Genomic DNA, 18,190 nt, shown 5'->3' on the forward strand with positions numbered 1-18,190 from the left:
ACGTGCGAAAGCGGTCGGAGGAATCAGAGCGGCAGCTGATCGGTCGGCTCAAGGAAATTGGCGAGGAAAGCTACATCGGGCGCGATGCCGGCCGGAACGTGATGTTGCTCCCCTCGGCTGCTTACTGGACAGCGCTGCGACGCTACGGGATCGTGAACCCGGCCACTGACCGCTCCGCCGTCGCGCAGCTGATGTGTGCTGACGCGCTCACGCCTGAAGACGGCGAAACCACCGACTCGGTCTGGAACCAGACCCTCCCCAAGCCTCCGGCAAGTTTCCCGCACACAGAGGATCGCGGACTGAGGCTGACCCACGAAGAGGCGCGCTGGCTGCAGGAACGAATTCTGACCACGTGCCCGGGCACCATGCTGGCCCACGTCGTCGGTTCCGACGTCAGCCCCACCCCGGGACTCTGGGCACCCTGGCTGGACGCGGCGTGCCGCAGCGCTGAAGGTGAACCCGCCCAGTGGCTCCAAGACGGAGAGGCGTTCTCCTTCATCCATAACGGCGCCACCATCCTCTACCAGCACCTGTTGGCCGAACTGTCAGCGTCCGTTTTCAACGCCGGAGAGGACAGCCTGGGACCCACACAGGAACTCCTCGAAGCGTGGGAGGACCAGCGGGACAGCAAGCGCGATCTCCTCGCCGGGTGGGATGTGAACGGCTACATCGACCGCGCCAAGGCACTGAACCGCGGCATCAACAGCAACACCGCCGACTTCGCCCGGCAAATGGCCAACGCGGCGATGCGCCCCGCCAGACTGATCGATAACGGAGACTTCCGGGCCGCCGTCGAAACCCGAGAGAAGCTGATGAAGAAGTCCAACTCGCGGTTCCGCAACGAACGCCGGCTCCGAGCCTGGCAGCCACCCGCCCGGGTGGCAGCTCTGAGCTTCCGATGGACGCAAGTACGGCGGAACGTCCTGGACATCCACGCAGGGCTCGCACTGGAAGGGCAGTCGAATGCTTGAGGCAGCAAACAGGCAGGCACTCACCCAGCAGCTGCGCCCGCCGGCAGGATTCCGGCTCTCGCACGCCGTGGGCACCACCTTCACGCTGGACATGACCAGCGCCCTGTCGGTGCCGCTGAGCTTCGTGGCAGGTTCCGGAGAGGAATTCACCAATCCGGTGGCGGTGCTCAGCGCCCTACGCAAAGTCTCCGACCGCGTGGACATCTTCTGCCAGGCCGGCCACATAAAGGCGCCCTCGGACGCCTCTGACCTGCTCGCACTGCTGGAACCGATGGTCCATCAGGTCAGCGTCAAGCGCGGACTGTTCCACCCCAAAATCTGGCTCCTCGAGTTCGAGAACGACACCGAGCGCTGCTACCGCTTCCTGTGCAGCAGCCGCAACCTCACCACCGATGCCAGCTGGGACCTCCTCGTCCGCCTGGATGGAGAACCGGTGCAGGACACCCAGGATGCCGGCCCGGACAGTGGGCCCCTGGCCCGTTTCATCGCCGGGCTCCCCGACCTCTGCACAGTGACGCCCGACGCCGGGCGGCTGGCCCGGGTGCGCGGTCTCGCCTCCCGCCTGGCGGACGTCCGCTGGGAGTTGCCGGAGGACATCCAGCGCCTGGCATTCCGGCCGATGGGTATGGGAGCAAACTTCGAACAGGGTTCCATCACTGCGCACCTCGGCGATCCTGGAAACTTCAATGCGCTCAACGGTAAGACCGGGGAGGGGGCCCATTTTGGCCGAGAGAAGCTTGTAATCTCGCCCTTCCTCGACGACACGATGCTCGGCCGGTTGCGGGACCCGTGGACGGACAACCTCTACATCTACTCACGTGGGGACCAGCTGGATCTCCTCAACGAGAAGACGGTGGGTGATACCCGAACGTCGTTCAAGGCTTTTGACGAACTCGGCATCCCCGAATCGTCGGAGTCAGGACAAAGCAACGTGGACGAGTTCGGGATCCAGCGGGTGGCGGACGATCTGACCGGTCTGCACGCCAAGGCCTACTTCTGCGACTTCGATCACTACACCTACATGCTTCTCGGGTCGGCCAACGCCACCGAGGCGGGCTTCACCCGTAACGTGGAGTTCCTGCTGGAAATGCGCGGAGCCAAGAAACGCCTGGGCGTGCAGCGGATCCGGGAGAGTCTCAGGGACGTGCCCTTCGCCGATTATCTGGGCACCGGTGGCGCGGCCCGCTCGGAAGAAGAAGTGGCCGCCTTCCGGCTGGAGAACGCCCTGCGGGACGCTGCGGCGCAACGATTCCTCCTCGACGCCGTCCCCGACAGCGACACCAAGAACACGTTCGCGGTGACAGTCTCCCATGTCTGGGCGCCGAAGCCCGAGTTCACCGCGAAGCTGCGTCTCCTTTCGCTCCCCCAGCCGAGCGCCGTCGTCGAGCCCTCTGGCGGTCAGCACGAACACGCCTTCCACGCCATCCCGCTGGCTGACGTGACGCCCTTTCTGGTGCTCACGCTGGAGGACCCGGCGGCCGGGCTGTCAAAGAGCACCGTGATCCAGGGCAGTCTGCGCACCGATCCTGCGGGACGGCTGGATGAGATCATCGCCCGCCAGTTGGACGACCCCCAAAAGCTTCGCCAGTTCCTGCTGTTGTTCCTTACCCCTGAAGACGCCCTGCCTGGGTCGGGGACGGGCACGGGATGGTTCGCTGGCTCCGGGTTCGGAGACGGCTCCACCGCCGGACTCTTCGAAGCGATGGTGGGGGCCATGGCGGGTCCGGACGCTGGCTCGGTCTTCCCTGATTTGAAGGTAGTCATGGACCGGCTGCTCGCTCTTCGCGGCGATGATCCGGAGATTCAGCAGCTGCACGCACTGTGGACGGCAGCCACCGAGGCACTAGACATGGGGGAACTTCATGGGGTTTGACGCAACGCCCGCGCTGGACGGTCTCCGGGGCTTTCAGCGCCGGACTGTGGAACATGTCTTCAAGCGCCTCTATCTGGATGACCAGCCGGCGGACCGTTTTCTCGTCGCGGACGAGACGGGACTGGGCAAGAGCATGGTGGCCCGCGGCGTTGTCGCGAAGGCGATCGAGCGGCTTGACCGGCCGGAGTCCGGAGTGGACCGCATCGACGTCGTCTACGTCTGCTCCAATGCTGACCTGGCCAAGCAGAACATCGGCCGGCTGAACGTCACCGGGCAGAAGGACATCATTGAGTCGGGCCGGCTGACGCTGCTGCCTGCCGAGCTGACCAAGCTCAATGCGCCGGCGGCGCCGCGAACACGGAAGCGGGTCAACTTCATCTCGCTGACTCCGGGCACGTCGTTCAACGTCGGAGGGGCAACCGGCCAGGCCAAGGAACGGGCTGTGCTGTTTCTAATCCTCGAACAGCTCGGAGTGATCACTGCCGAACGCCGGGATGACGCGGTCGAGCTGTTGAGGGCCGGCGCTGGCGTTCCCGGATTCAGCTGGGAAATCAAACGCCTCACCGAACTGCATCCCGAAGGGTTCGTCACCTCGGTGTGTGACAAATTCAGACAGCTCGCCACGAAGAGCGGAAATTTCGCCGCTTTTGAAACGGCGATGAGCGACGCCTTGACCGCCGGAACTGACAATGTCCGGCTCCGCATGAGCGCCATCATCGGAGGGCTCCGTGGAGACCTCGCCCAGGCCGGACTGGACTGTCTGGAGCCAGACTTGATCATTCTGGACGAGTTCCAGCGCTTCCGCGATCTGCTTTACTCTCCCGGCACCGCGCCCGACGACGAGGATCCCGCTGCGGAGCTCGCGCGCCAGTTCCTGAACTACGACGGTTCCAAACTGATCCTGCTGTCCGCCACGCCCTACAAGGCGCACACCGGGGCCAACGAAGCCGATGGCGACGACCACGCCGCAGACTTCCGCCAGCTGCTGCGTTTCCTCAGCAGCGACCGGCAGGGGTACATGGAAGGCCTCGAAGCTGACCTGGATGACCGGCGGACCCAGCTGCTGAAGCAGGTCCGCGACGACGGGCTGACGCACCGCATCGAGGACGGTCTGAAGCTGTTCATGAGCCGCACAGAACGGCCCCAGCTTGGAAAAGACGACATGCTGTCTGTGATCGAGATGGCACCGACGGACGTCCGCGCCGGGGATCTCACCAGCTACAAGTCCCTCTCCGCGTTGTTTAGGGCCGCGGGCACCGGCACTGCGATGGAGTACTGGAAATCCGTGCCGATGTTCGCGCACTTCCTTACTGACTACAAGGTCGGCAGGATGCTGGACGGCAGGATCCACTGCGACCACGAAGCCGTTGACCCTGTGCTGCCGGCCTTGGCCACCATCGATCCTGAAGCTTACCGACGCTACGGCGCCGTAGAGACCGACAATGCCAAGTTCCGGGCCGTGCGGGAACACACCGTCGGCCGGGGCTGGTGGAAGCTGCTGTGGATGCCGCCGTCGCTCCCCTATGTGAAGCCTTCAGGTGCCTTCGCCGAGGTGGGTTCGGACGTCACCAAGCAGCTGGTCTTCTCGGCATGGAACGCCGCCCCGACGGCGATCACCACGATGCTCTCCTACGAGGCCGAGCGGCAGATCCTGGAAGGTTCGCCGCTGCACGGTGAGAACTCGGCGGAAGCCCGCAAGCGCTTCCGTGGCAGGCTCAGGTTCCGCGTCCGCGACGGTGAGCCCCAGGCCATGTCCACGCTCGCGCTGTTCATTCCCCATGCTGCTCTGGCGCTGGCAGGTGACCCGCTGGAGAGTGCCTCCATGAGCGGTTCCCTCGTCGCCGGAGACGCGGTGCGGGATACCGCTGCTGCGGCTGGCAAAGCAATGGCTGGCGGCGCCGTCGTCGACCCATCCAGCCGTCTCGGTGCCTGGGCGTCCTATTTATCGGTGCCCGGTGCCCTGCCGGCAGAGTGGAACGGCGACGCGAAGCTGGCCGTGCGGGAGCTGCGGCAGCTGGACGAGTACACCCAGCAGCAGGGCAAAGCCTCGGACGGCGGGGACATCGAGCAGGAAGGTGGCTCAGAGGCCGGGCTCTATCTGGCACACGTTGATCGGATGCTGATCGCGGTGGCCGGTGAGCCGGCAGGCTGGGAGGACGGGATTGAAGATCTGGCCGTCAACTCCCCCGCCAACTGCCTCTACCGTGCCCTGAAGCGCGTGGTGCCGGACGACTTCGACGGCACTGAGCTGTGGAAGGCCGCCGTGTTCGCGGCAACTGGCCTCCGTGCGCTGTTCAATCGGCTCGACGCCACCGAACTGTTGGACAAGCTCTACCCCGAAGGCGATTACTGGCAGAAGGTCCTGCGCTACTGCGAGGCCGGAAACCTCCAGGCCGTGCTGGATGAGTACGTGTTCCAGCTCCGCAGCCAGCAGGCTCCGGGGGATGTCACCGCCGAGCAGCTGTGGGCGCTGGCCGACGACATCCGGCGCGCCTTGTCCCTCAAGCCGGCGCAGATGCTCGCCAAGTATCCCGACGGTTCGCACGACGATCTCCGAATGGGCAGCCGCTTCGCCGTGCGGTACAGCAACGCCAAGACGGACGACGGCGACAGCAACCGCATGCCCGACGTGCGCCGGGCCTTCAACAGCCCCTTCTGGCCGTTCGTCTTGGCCTCGACGTCCGTGGGGCAGGAGGGCATCGACTTCCACTGGTGGGCCCACTCGGTCATCCACTGGAACGTGCCTAGTAACCCCGTCGATTTCGAACAGCGCGAGGGCCGGGTCCACCGGTATCTGGGACATGCGGTTCGGAAGAATGTGGCTGAAGCCCACGGACCAGAGGTGCTGAAGCCTGGGGTAACTGACCCGTGGGAGACGTTGTTCTCCGTGGCTGTAGCTGACGTTGCGGCGCACCCGGAAGATTCCAGCACCGAGTTCGCTCCCCACTGGATCTACCCTGGAGACCACAAGATCCAGCGAAGGCTCCTGGACCACCCGTTGAGCCGCGATGTGCCCAGAACCAAGCAGATGCTTTCGGGGCTGGCGAACTACCGGCTGACGTTGGGTCAGGCCCGGCAAGACGATCTGTTGGGGCTGATCAAGGATGGGACGGAGATCAAGCCGCTGAATTTGCGGCCATAGCAAAGCATTCCTGAGGTATATTCCGGGCCGGAGGTCCTGACCACAACGTCACAGTCGACGTCTCCCGCTGGAAGACGGAGCTCTCCGCAGTCAGCACTTCTAGGCGAAAACTAGCCGGGGCACTAGCTACTGAGATACGACCGCCGCGTGAGCTCCTCCACCGTGGACCACGGGGAGTCCGGGGTGACTCTCAATTCCAAGTCCCCGGTTCCGTAATGACCAATATTGGTGRCGTCGCGTAGAAATCCTTCTTCTAACTGCACCTCGTCCGGGTTGAGACGCAGGAAGATAAGTAACTCATTTGCCGAAGGATGGACTTCGACGCACGCAAAATTTTTCAATCTTCGGAAGGCGAAGTAGGTGGCATTCTCTTTCTTTACGACGTCATCACCTAGAGCCAGGGCAAAAGTCTCAAAGGCCTCATAAAGAGCCGCAAGTGGAGGGTTTGCTTGCGTTAACTTCTGTGCGGCCGTCTTTGGTTTGTTAGAAAACTTCGGCGCAGGATTCTCATTTTCACCGACCGAATCCTCCGCAGTCGTGGAGACTTTCTTCACTGGACTCGAAGACGAAGTGACCGAGGACACAAGTTCGATGGCGATGAACTTCGACCCAAAATCGCGATACCGAACAAGTTCGATGTTTCTGTCTATCTGCCTCACCGCGTACTCATCATAGCGCGTGAAGTCGTTCGCTACGCAGATTAGGCGCGGCGTCGACCAGTCGATTTCATCTGCTAGATGGGCCCCGAGCGTCTTCTGCACGAGATAACGAAACTCCGCCTGATGGTCCATAAGCCAATCCAAATAGAACAGCCCCTGGTTAATGACGCTTTCATGCATTGTGCGTTTGTATTCAAAAATTACGGGCGATAAATTTTCATCCAAGCCTAGAGAATCTATCCGTCCTCGATGAACTTTGCCGGTGGAATATTCGCGCGCGAGAAAGTGGATACCGAACATGGTCTGCATGTTCTCTTCGATCAGAAGCTGGAGAGACTTCTCTAGCGCAACGGAGTGGGAAATCAACTCCGTGGCCGCACCATCCAGAACTTCGAATAATTTCAAGTCAGACATGTATCACTTTCTTCTTCTCGGACCGCTCCATAGTATCGAGGTGCACACCGAGATGGTTCATCAGCACGGCGGAAAGCAGCTTTCTATTGTTGCGCCGGGACGAGCGCAATACCGACCGGAGGCACGAGCGGAGACGGGTTGTTTCTGCGAAGGCAGTGAGCTGGCGCTGTGCGCTGTGCACCTACTGCGCCACCGCAGCCGCCGTCGCAAACACATCAGCCGGCATCGGACGGTGCAGCTTCCAGGTAATGGCAATCGGCTTCTCCCCCAGGTGCTGTACGTAGTCCACCTGGCCAAGGCACGTGTACGGAACGGTCAGCCCGGTCTCATCTTCCGCCGCATCCCGCGTGAAGATCAGGATCTTCGAGCCGTACGACGCCCGGTCCAGGTAGCGCCTGCCCGTCGGGCTTCCGGGCGAGGTCGCGTTCTGCGATTCCCAGTGGAACAGCTCCGGGCTGATTGCGTAGTCCCTGTACATCGTGGTTGCCGAGTGCTTCTTGTCGTCCTTGTTGAGCGTGACAAAGAAAGCGTCCGTGGACGTCGCCGGGCACCAGGCCACGCCTTCGCGGTGCTGCACGTTCTTGCCAAGCTCCAGCGACCCGTACTGCAAAGCCGCCAGCACCTCCTCGCGCCGGTAGGTGGCGTGCGAGAGCAGCGGAATGTGTTGCACTCCCGCGCCGAGGCCCTTTGCCGCGTGCTTGGACGCGGCCGCTCCGAGCTTCACGAGCTGGCGGATCTCGCTACATACGAACTGGTAGCCGCGCAGATAGTCGAGTCCGGCGTCGTACGACTSGAAATCGCCGCCGTCGTCCCAGAGAGTGTAGAACAGCATGCGGGCGAACGTCTGTTCCCGCATGCCGAGGTCCGCGTAGCGGGGTGCGTCGGCGCCGACGAGCCTCGAATAGGCTTCTGCCCGTTCCGGATCGTCCACATGGATCAGAGCGGCCATGCGCCCGAGCAGCTTCTTCTCGTCGGCGTCGGAGAGGTCCTGAATCGTCCCGCGGATGACCGTCTCCAAAGGCGAGAACCCCTCGATCAGGGCGGCCTGGCGAAGGTATCCGGTCCAGGAATCCTTCGTCGACCGGTAAATCGACTTCACGTCGTTCCCTGACCGCGCCAGATAAGCCTCGAGCTCGGTCTCCGCGTACGAGGCGATGTCCCGGACCAGCTGCGCCCGGTTGAACCGCAGCTGAGCCTTGATGTTGTCCAGCACTACCTGCTGCGCCACCCGGTCCAGCACAATCTGCGAGCCCGACGGCAGGTACGGGAACTCGTCCTCAACAGCCTTTTCCAGCTGCTTGCGCCCGTAGCCGGTCAGTGCCCGGTAGCGCAGATCGAATCGGAACTCACGGCGCTGCTGGCCGATGAAGTCCATGACCGTCAGCACCGCCTTGCCCTCGGCGCGACGCAGCCCGCGTCCCAGCTGCTGGAGGAAGATCGTGGCGCTCTGCGTGGGCCGGAGCATCAGGATGGTATCCACCTGGGGGAGGTCCAGGCCTTCGTTGAAGAGATCGACAGCGAAGATGCAGTTAATCTCGCGTCGGTGGAGCCGCTMCAGCGCTGCCGCCCGGTCGGCGTCGTCGGTGCTCCCGTCGACCGCGACGGAGGCGATGCCGGCGCGGTTGAAGACCTCGGCCATATAGTGGGCATGCTGGACCGAGACACAGAAGCCGATGGCCCGCATTTGGTCGGTGCTGGTGACCTTGTCGCGGAGTTCGCGGATCACCTTGGCGGCGCGGGCATCATTGCCGGTATAGAGGTTGTTCAGCTGTGCCGTGTCGTAGTTGCCGCGCTTCCACTCCAGTCGGCTCAGATCGACGTCGTCCGAGACACCGAAGTAGTGGAACGGCACCAGCAGGTCCGCGTCCAGGGCGTCCCAGAGGCGCAGTTCGCTGGCGGTGCGGCCATCGAAGAACTGCTTAGCGACGTCGACGCCGTCGCCGCGTTCCGGCGTCGCGGTCAAGCCGAGGAGCTGCTGCGGCTTCAGGTGGTCCAGCAGCCGGCGGTAGGTGGGCGCCATGGCGTGGTGGAATTCATCGATGACGACGACGTCGAAGAAGTCGGGTGCGAGCTGTTCAATGCCGAGGGATGACAGCGACTGGACGGAGGCGAAGATGTACTTCCACTGCCCGGGTTTGTGTTCCCCGACGTAGAGTTCGCCGAAGTCGCCGTCCTGCATGACGTCACGGTAGGTGCGCATGGCCTGTTTTAGGATTTCCTGGCGGTGGGCGACAAAGAGCAGCTTCAGATCACGGCCGGCCGCTTCACACAGGCGTTTGTAGTCCAGTGCTGCGATGACGGTTTTGCCGGTGCCAGTGGCGGCGACAAGGAGGTTGTGGTTGAAACCCTTGAGCCGCTCAGCCTCCAGGTCTTCAAGCATCTCCTCCTGGTGGAGGAACGGCTGGACCTCGAGCCCGGTGGCTGCCCCTGGGACTGCCGTCCGCCGTCCGCCGTTGCGTTCCAGGGCGGCGTCAAGCTTTTCTCCGTCGCGTTCCGGATCGTAGCTCTGGAAGGCACGCTGAGCCCAATAGCTGTCGAAGGTGACCTCAAACTTCTGCAGCAGCGCAGGCGTGCCGACGGAGCTGAGCCGGACGTTCCATTCCAGGCCGTCCAGAAGGGCCGCCTGGCTGAGGTTCGAGCTGCCGACGTAGGCGGTGTTGAAGCCAGAGTCCCGGCGGAACAGCCAGGCCTTGGCGTGCAGGCGCGTCGCTTGGGTTTCATAGCTGATCTTCACCTCGGCTCCGTACCGGGTCACCAGTTCGTCGATGGCGCGGCGTTCCGTGGCGCCCATGTAAGTCGTGGTGATGACGCGGAGTTTGGCCCCGCGTTCCTTGAGTTGCTCCAGTGCCGGCTGAAGAAGGCGGAGGCCGGTCCAGCGTACGAAGGCGCAGAGTAGGTCGACGGTGTTGGCGGACTCAATCTCGGCCCGGAGCTCGGCTGCGAGGTTTGGGTCGTCCTTGCTGTTGGTCAGCAATGCTGAGTCACTTAGCTTGGTTGTGGGACGACGGATTTGCCGGCGCTTGAGCGCGTCCGGGCGGTGAAGGGACTGGAGTTGGGTGGGGCCGTCTGCGATTCGATCGCTGTGCTGCAGCTCTTGAAGGAGCTTGTTTGCGAGGGCCACACGTTCAGTGGGTTTGGCTGCTTCCAGAGCTTGGCGGACTGCATCGGCGACGTGGCGGGAAAGGATGTCCGGGCTGTCGTCATCTTCTATGTCAGCGAAGATTGGCTGCAGGCCAGAACCGTCATTCAGCACATCGCCGAGGACATCCGTGTTCAGAAGTTCGTACAAGCCCTCTGGCAGTTGGTCCGCTGCCCCTCCCCCGATGAAATTAGTCACTGCGCCAGGGTACTAGTCATCACGGACAACCAAGCATATTCTGTCGGCTTGCCCAGGAACTAGCCAAGGCAAGCCGACACGACGATCCCGCTGGCGAGAAGCCAGCCTTAGAGAGCCGAAGCCTCGCCTTCTAACGCCGAGACGAGCACCGGGAGCGAGCGCCGATCAAACTCAAAATGATCGCTCATCGAAAGTCGGTATCCTGGCAGCTCCTGTTTCGCTTCGGCGATGGCTGTTTCCCTCTGTGAGTCTGCACTACCGGCGGCGCCGCGGAACCACAGGGGATGACCCACAACCACGCCGACCTTCTCGTCCGGCATGAGCACGACCGGGACATCCAGAGACCCGGCCGCCACGACCTCGCAGCCAGAGTCGATGGACTGTGCCGCCGACTGAAGCTCCTGCTTGCGCCCGAACCATCTAGAGAGTTTCAACTCGTCTCCCGCGCACAAATCGAGCATGTCGAGCGCCAGCCTCCAGTCGAGAACGCCATGGAGGCGTTGGTTATCCCACGACCTCAGACAGTCGGGGCAAGACGTAGAACATCCGGCATGACCGTCGTCTTCAAACATGAGCCTCAATGTCTCACGGGTAGAGCGCAGCAGGGCCTTGAAATTTTCCGCTTTGGCGATCTCCACCGCGTATCCCGCCCCGTTATCCAGGCTGTCGGCCAAAAACACTCTCGCGGTCGGCTCACCGGCAGTGGTCAGGTGCTGCAGGCCTGCCTGCATCTCCTGTGGATCGATGTCTAGCTGCGCCTTCACCCCAGCGCGCATCACTTCAGCGAGCGACCAGAGGGCAGACATTCCTGCTGGTAGTACTCCTGCGGAGGTGGGAATGCCGCCGGTTGGCGTCTTCAGCCGTGTGAATGCGACTGTCACAGCGTCCGTCGTGCGGATTTCACCGATGGCGCTCTTTCCGATGTCGATTCCCGACGTTGGCATGTCCTTCCAACCACGCGAATAGATCATCTTGTCGACGGCCACCACAGAACCGTCCCCCTGCCGCTTAAGGTCGAACAGACGCCCCCGGTTGTCGTTGTACTGCAGCAACTTGCCCTGCTCATACAAACGCACATCGACACCTAGGACTTCTTCGAGCGCCGTCTCCTTTTGGGCGGAAACGAATGTAGGGAGGCTTTTCGACTGTGCCCGCGAGCCGTCGATACGATAGGGACGCGGCTTGTAAGTCGTTCTGAACCCTCGCGGCTCAAACATGGAGAATCGGACCACTTCGGAGCCGCAGTTCTCACAAACGTCATGGACTTTCCGGTCGATGAACGTCGTTGCGCAATCCGGACATGAAACAACTTCGTGGGCAGCTCCCATCGGGTCGGCAGGCGACCATGATTTGCCCGTCTTCTCGTAGTGGGCAAACCCTGCTGCCGTGTGAACGAGTCCGTCCCTGACAACTTCGGCGCCGGGTGCGTAGTTCGTAACAGCCATCGCAAGGGGTCGGTCAGCGACAACGTTGTTGTCCAACACCCGGCCCATGACTTCACCGTCGTAGAGATTGCGCACTCTCGTCGGAAATCCGAAGAGCGGAAGAAGACCGCCCAGCGCCAAGACCAGGCTAAGTTCCTCGTCGCTTCGTTCCGGCAGCGCAATGATTCGATCCACTTCTGCGACAAGTTCAATACGCGCCCAACGCTCGATCTCCAGGACCTGCGCCTCAGTGAGCTTCGTGTAGCGGCTCAGCTGCCGGATGACCTCGCCCACGTTCGGATGCGTACTAAGCCATTCGGCGACGTCTGGCCGGTAATCGGGCCATGAGTCGACCTTTCCGAACGACCCATGAAGGCTGTCGGGAGTCCATGCTGGACTCCCCGCCACCGATGAGAAGGCCCGCTTGAGCAGCTCAGACGCAGCGACGCGCTGTACGATGCGGGGACGCCCCAGGTCCAGGAACGGCTGCGGCGGAAGATCACCCGTCATTCTGTAGGCATTGTTAAAGTAGTACTCATCGTGGGCCGAGTCACGGCAGGACGTGACGGCAAATGAGAATGCCTGCCCGGCGCGGCCGGCGCGTCCAACTCGCTGCTGGTAGTTGAACCGCTGAGGCGGCATATTGGCCATGAGAGTGGCGTTGAGAGCACCGATATCGACGCCGACCTCCATAGTCGTCGTGACGCTTAGTACATCGAGCTGGCAGGTCCGGGGGTTCTCTTTCGGCGCTGGCAGCTGGATACCCTTGAACCAACGCTGACGCTTACGTTGTTCACTGGCCGGCTTGGTCTGGGCGGTTAGCTCAGCGACCGCTATTCGCCTTAGGTCCTGGCTCGCGAGCCACCCATAGTAGTCCCCACCATGTGCTGCTCCATCGCGTTTCGACAGTGTCGAGGAGTCACAGCCTTTGTTGGCGCAGACTCCCGCGGAGCCATGTAGGTGGACAAAGCCACAGCGGTCGCAAGTCCATACTTGGCCGGGTGGAGGGGCAAAACGTATGTGGTTTGTGGCTCCGTGTATTTTTAGGATCCAACCGTCGTGTGTCAACCCCTGGCTCTTCAGGGCGCCGTATGCCCATGCCTCGAGAGTTCCGCTGTCGACATTGTGTAGGACCGAAACTCGTTTCAAGTAGTCCCGGACAGCGGTGGGGGTCTTAATCCCGTCCGCACCGGCGGCGAAAGACCCCTCGTAGTTGAGGTCCAGACCCAACAGCCGCACGCAGCTTGCAGCAACCTCGCTGGCGAGATCGTCGTCGAGGCCGGATCCAGTCCCCGAAACTTCTGCGCGGACCCAGGCCAGCCCCGTCGATTCAACATCGCGCCGGCCGGAGTCGAATACTTGTCGTGCCAATTCCATGTCGAGCATGTTGCCAAGCTTCTCTTGAGCAACAGCCGACGAAGCAGCATCGGCCTTTGTCCAAAGGCCCGGCTCCGGCGGCGCATAGAAGGTGTACCAAGGCTCCTTGTTGAACTTCTGTGCAAAGGGCGAGGGGCCGCCGGGGCTAATTCCCAAGTCGACCATCTGTGTTTCGATCCGAACTCGGAGGTCGTTCCATGCGATGGACTCGGAACCAGCAGAGTTCAGGTCCGACAGTATCTGGTGGTCCGCCGGGGTGGCCACGCCAGCAGTTGCACGCACGACTGCTGTAAGCGCCCCGGGATTCGTCTGCAGTATGTGTTGTGCTTGGGCGAGTTCAGCGGGCTTCAGACTCGATGGGTCCGAGGTGAAGCGTCGAAGGATATCCACAACATCTGTGTCCGCTGCCTCCGAGAGGCCCCTTCGGAGCATTTGAACCAAGATGTCGCTGTACTGTCGGGTCGCAAGGGAAGCGGCTGTCCGGGCCGCAGAATCTCGATTGTCCGTGAACACTATGGTGCGGTAATCCTCCGGGCGCTCGCCAAGGGTCCGAGGGAGCTGACGGAGGTATACAGAAGTCGTCTGAGCCGGCGATGTTGCGTGGCCTTGCAAGGGTGACGCGACCTGGCCTTGGACAAATTCAGCCGTCTGGCGTCCCTGTTGGCCGCACTGGGGGCACTTACCAGGGATGGCGGGCGTTGCGTTGGCGTCGCCCTTGCCGCTGATCTGAAGCACCCAACCATTTGCCCCTTCCGGAGCACCCACTTCAATGCGTCCGCTAGTTTCCAATCGTGCCCGGACCCAGGCAACATCGAATGACTGGCTTGACCACTTACTGCCGGCGCCAACGGGCGGCTGGTCTCCGTGCGCGGGCCAAAACCATCTGTAGATGCCCCGGTTCCGACGCGTCACCAAACCCGGCGCGTCAGACAGGATGCCCGCAGGCGTGGCGCTCAGGCTCTCTGTTCCGTCACCGAAGGGCAATACATAGCCGCCGAGGCTCGTATCGCCGCACTCGCCACACAAGATAAGCTCCAGGACTCGGCTGCCACAGTCGTCGCAGACGGACACGGGTTGTCCGAAGAGCTTGCCAACGTTACGGTGTTTGTCTCGTCTGTCTGGAGACACCCCCGGGCAAAGGACGCTACTGCAGGCCCACAACCCGGACAATACGCGGGCAAATATGTGCCCCCGAAGAGGGACGCCAACTTGTTGCCCGAGAGCCACAGCTTGGAAGACTGCCTGAAGTGCTGCCAGTTCAGGATCGTCGCTGCCGAACAACCGTTGCGAAATAGTCTGAAGGAACTGAGCCCGGTACCTGCCTTCCTCCTCCTCAAAGCAAGTGGCCGCAATAGCCTCAGAGAGTTCAGCAGATCGATTCCCCAATGTCCCCGCCGCGTGTTCTGTCAGCACCTGATCCCGGCTAATTGGCAGCGGGCTCGCAATGGCACGGGACTGCCCTGCGGTGACGAGGAAGCTGCTCTTCGACGCTCCGAAGAACTCCTCCAGGAAGTTCAAGCCCTGGTCGTCCTGATTTAGTGACGCACTGGCGGCGATGATGCGCAGCTGGGGGCTGTCCGGTTCCAGGCCAAGCCGACTCATGAGCCTGCGCAAAAGAAGTGCAATTTCACTGCCGGCGGAGCCTCTGTAGGAGTGGAGTTCATCCACTGCCAGCGTGAACACGTGATCCGGCGATTGAGCAAGCCATTCACGAGTCTGCCGAAAAAGCGGCGCTTCGAAGTCCCGCATTAGGATCGCGTTGATCATCGCAAAGTTAGAAACCATCACGTCTGGCGGGTCCTGAACCATATCCCAACGCGTGACCATTTCATGAATCGTTGGGTCAGTGAAGAGTGACAAATCGCTCTCTTCCACTGTCCCAGCAGACACAAGGCTCTCGTACTCCTCGGCCATTTCCCGAAGTTCTTGGATTACCCGAGAAACGACACCCGATTTCGCGGACGGGGTTGGGAGTACGTTGTTTCCGGGCGTTGCACCCGTGTACCGGCCAAACCAGAGGCGCGCCTCGGGGCGGGTTTCGGAAATTCTCCGGAAGGCAAGGCGGAGGCGCGTTAGCTGATCTTCCACTAGTGCGTTCGTGGGGTACAGGATCATCGCTCGGACCGCGGCCTTGCGCTTCTCGTTCTTCCGCATCGGGCTGTAAGTTTCCCCAGTCCACCATCTGTTGACAGGCCCTGGCCTGCTCCAGCCCTCCGATTCCTCCACTAGCCTCAGTAAGATGGGCATGAGGATCGCTTCGGTCTTGCCGGATCCGGTGCCCGAGGTAACAACAACGTTTCTTTTCCCCGCCTCTCCGGCCTGTCTATTCGTCAGGATGCTTGCCGCTTGGTGCCGGCGAACTCCTAGTCGTTCGCCGGGCTTCACGTACTGACGAAAGAAAGCGTCCCCGACGGTGCGTCCAACCGATTCGGAGTAGCCGGCCGCCGTGGCCGTGTCTACGAGGTCGTCTGTGGTCGGATAGGGAATGACTGGTTCGACCAGGGGCTCCTGGAAGACTTGTCCTGGTGCAGCGAGGAGGTCGTCTCTGTCCGCGGCCAACCCTGAGGATCGGAGGCGATAGTTTGTCGAGAAATATCGCGAAAAAGCCTCCTTGAGGTCCTTACTGATGCTGATTGGATTGGGGTGCTGGGTCATGAGGTGAGCTTTCCGATAATCGCTTCAGCAGCGGCGGGAGGAACATTGAAATAGTTGATCGAACGGTCTGAACGCCGAATTCCGGGTAAATCGCCATCACCCATGACGGCCGCGCGGCCATATAGGCCCGGCAGCTCAGCCCCGACTGGAACCGACAGTGTCGCCTCGACTGGATCGTATGCGATCAGGGGACGTTTCGCTTCGAGAGCGGCAAGGTGCTTGCCTAGCTGCACAGTTACGATCGCTGCCTCCCCGTCGGCCACGTCTAGGGCATTCCGATAGTAGTAACTCGAGCTAAAGCTGTGAGACACGCGGTAGAGGCCGGGGAGTCGCGAGGCCTCAACCTCCATCCACGCGGCGGAGCGAGGGTCGAAATACTCATAGCTACTGGCGAAGGGCATATCGCGCCGGCTCAAGCCAGCGGCGACGGATGAGAGAGTTGGTAGCGCCAAGGCAAGAGAACGTGACGCGTTCGGCACCAAGTCGAAGTCAAACTTCTCAGCAAGTTCGACCAGGTCCCGGGCTGAAAGGCCGGCTACTCTCCGTTGGCCCTGGCGATGCGGCGCATTTATGGTCACCGTTGCGCCCAGGTCTTCCAGAGCCTCGATCACATTGCTTTCTAGTTGCTTGGGCCAGTAGCCGGTGAGCAGCCACGTTCCATCTGACAATTCGCCCATACAGGTTGCTGCTGCTTCCCAATGGATGACTTCCAGTGCAGCATTTCTTTCCAACTCGATAATGCCCAAGGCCTCGAGGTCGTGCAGGAGCTGATTCTCGAAGATCGCAGAGTCTTCGAGCTGGCGCGCGAGAGTCGAGAATTCGTGGCGCGATCCGGCACCGAGATAGAACAGCGCATCGATTAGCGCCGTCCACGGAGCAGTGGCTGCCCCGAGCGCCGGGAGTGCCGTTCTTACGCGCGGGGCTGCCAGGTCCCGGTTAGCTTGGCTCTTCAGGATCCGCGTTGGATGGCGTTTACTCATCCCGCACTGCGCGCAGACACCGTACATCCATCGCGATTTTGGCCATTTCCCGTCGAAGAGTGGAAGATTCCAGCGGTGGCGCCCCGTTACGATGCAGGAATCTGCCGGCGGGCCTGCCACGCGCAAAGGCGGAGCCTTCGGATTAACTCTCCCGTGGCTGTTCCAATCCGGACGCGTGGCCACTTTGCGAGGCGTATGGCTAACTTCGGGTGCCGAGACTGCGACTCCGTCGACGCCCGGCGTTGCGGCGTCTTCGCTAGGGATGCTTTGGATTAGCCACAGCGGGTCTTCCAAATCGTGGCAAAGGGATCTGAAACGTTGTGAGCTGTCAGGGCTTGGCACCCATGAACTCCTGAGTTTCACAGCCATCGTCTGCAGGGTGGTTTTGCCTCGCCTAAGAGAAAGCGTAAAGTCGTCGGCTCCTTGCGGGATGGTGTCCAGGTTCACCACTGCGGGAACGGAGAGTCCACGGCTGACAACCGTCTCTTCGGCTTGGAGGGTCTCTGCGTTGCGAGTCAGAATCACAAGGTCAACGGGTTCGTCCGTTTCGGAAGCGATGATCACTTGGATTGGGCTCAATGCGCTCCAGCGTGGCATCCGACCAGGCAGCTTGAGGCCACCGGAGATAGTCATTTGGGTGGAGAGCCWCGGCTGAAACGCGGAGAGATCAGCCCCTGTTACGAGGGCCGGGTCCGGTGCACGCAAGAGCATGACGTCTTTGAACACAGTCCAGCCGAGCGGTACGCCGTCAGTGCCGCCCGGAACTGTGGCATAACCCGGCTGGGCGGCGTCGGCAAGGATCTTCTGAACCGCAGTCTTCAACTGAGGCTCATCCCTAACGAGGAGGCGGGAAAGGACAGCCGCGTTGATTCGGTCGGATTCAACGTAGGCCGCTGAAAAGGCATCCCGAGTCAAGATGACGACTTTCTTAGGGACTCGCCCAAGCTTGAGGCCCGAACGCAGATGGATCTGCAGATCACCGCTTACAGCGGAGCCAACGTCCACGCCGACGGCCCGGAAGTCAAAGCCAGCCGCGCCGACGCCGATGAGATCTAATGGGAACTCGCGGGCTTCTTCATTCAGCCCTTCTATTCGGCACATGTCCCCCGGGGAAACGTTTGATCCTGCCAAGAGTCCAAACCGCATTTCCGAGCGAAGCATGACTCTGGCGTCCCTCACTGTGAGGAGGGCCCGTTGGTTCTTTTGCCCGAGAATGTTCTGGCCGCTTCCGCCGCTCCCCGCACCGTCCCATGCGGCCAGCTCTGCTAGCGCAATTTCGACTATCCGGTTTTGCAACTCGTTGGATGCCCACATCTTTCGAAGTGCCGCGTTGGCTGAAGTTCGAGCGGATGCAATCC

The 18,190-nt window shown here is 61.7% G+C and carries 7 protein-coding genes; 3 read left to right on the forward strand and 4 right to left on the reverse strand.

The window, feature by feature from the left end; translation table 11 throughout:
- From AC1DHX_RS17560 to AC1DHX_RS17570, 3 genes are all read left to right on the forward strand, one after another.
- The coding region (locus AC1DHX_RS17560; RefSeq protein ID WP_476900296.1) for a DUF6361 family protein at window positions 1-971 on the forward strand (971 nt) is incomplete at its 5' end.
- On the forward strand, window positions 964-2,844 hold the full coding sequence (locus AC1DHX_RS17565; RefSeq protein ID WP_476859780.1) for a phospholipase D family protein: 1,881 nt from the start codon (window positions 964-966) through the stop codon (window positions 2,842-2,844). The genes AC1DHX_RS17560 and AC1DHX_RS17565, both read left to right, overlap by 8 nt.
- A complete protein-coding gene (locus AC1DHX_RS17570) occupies window positions 2,834-5,986 on the forward strand; it encodes a helicase C-terminal domain-containing protein (protein ID WP_476859779.1) in 3,153 nt (1,050 codons plus the stop codon). Before AC1DHX_RS17565 ends, AC1DHX_RS17570 begins: the two co-directional genes overlap by 11 nt.
- Window positions 5,987-6,108: 122 nt before the next feature.
- Here AC1DHX_RS17570 and AC1DHX_RS17575 read toward each other — a convergent pair whose 3' ends face one another.
- From AC1DHX_RS17575 to AC1DHX_RS17590, 4 genes are all read right to left on the reverse strand, one after another.
- The gene (locus AC1DHX_RS17575; protein WP_476900297.1) at window positions 6,109-7,059 is read right to left on the reverse strand and encodes a DUF5655 domain-containing protein; all 951 of its coding nucleotides are present in this window, start codon (window positions 7,057-7,059) and stop codon (window positions 6,109-6,111) included.
- Between the two features lie 181 nt (window positions 7,060-7,240).
- Window positions 7,241-10,396, reverse strand: coding sequence for a DEAD/DEAH box helicase (locus tag AC1DHX_RS17580; RefSeq protein WP_476900298.1), 3,156 nt, complete (start codon window positions 10,394-10,396; stop codon window positions 7,241-7,243).
- A 107-nt stretch (window positions 10,397-10,503) separates the two neighbouring features.
- Entirely contained in the window at window positions 10,504-15,852 is a 5,349-nt protein-coding gene (locus AC1DHX_RS17585; protein ID WP_476859776.1) for a DEAD/DEAH box helicase, read from the reverse strand.
- Window positions 15,849-18,190, reverse strand: a 2,342-nt coding sequence (locus AC1DHX_RS17590) for a hypothetical protein (RefSeq protein ID WP_476900299.1), incomplete at its 5' end; no start/stop codon positions are given. The genes AC1DHX_RS17590 and AC1DHX_RS17585, both read right to left, overlap by 4 nt.

It is taken from the genome of Arthrobacter sp. 05N33_2, from assembly GCF_056397425.1.

Coding starts and splice junctions, on each gene's coding strand:
- AC1DHX_RS17565 (WP_476859780.1), top strand. CDS start 964: ATGCTTGAGGCAGCAAACAGGCAGGCACTCACCCAGCAGCTGCGCCCG.
- AC1DHX_RS17570 (WP_476859779.1), top strand. CDS start 2,834: ATGGGGTTTGACGCAACGCCCGCGCTGGACGGTCTCCGGGGCTTTCAG.
- AC1DHX_RS17585 (WP_476859776.1), bottom strand. CDS start 15,852: ATGACCCAGCACCCCAATCCAATCAGCATCAGTAAGGACCTCAAGGAG.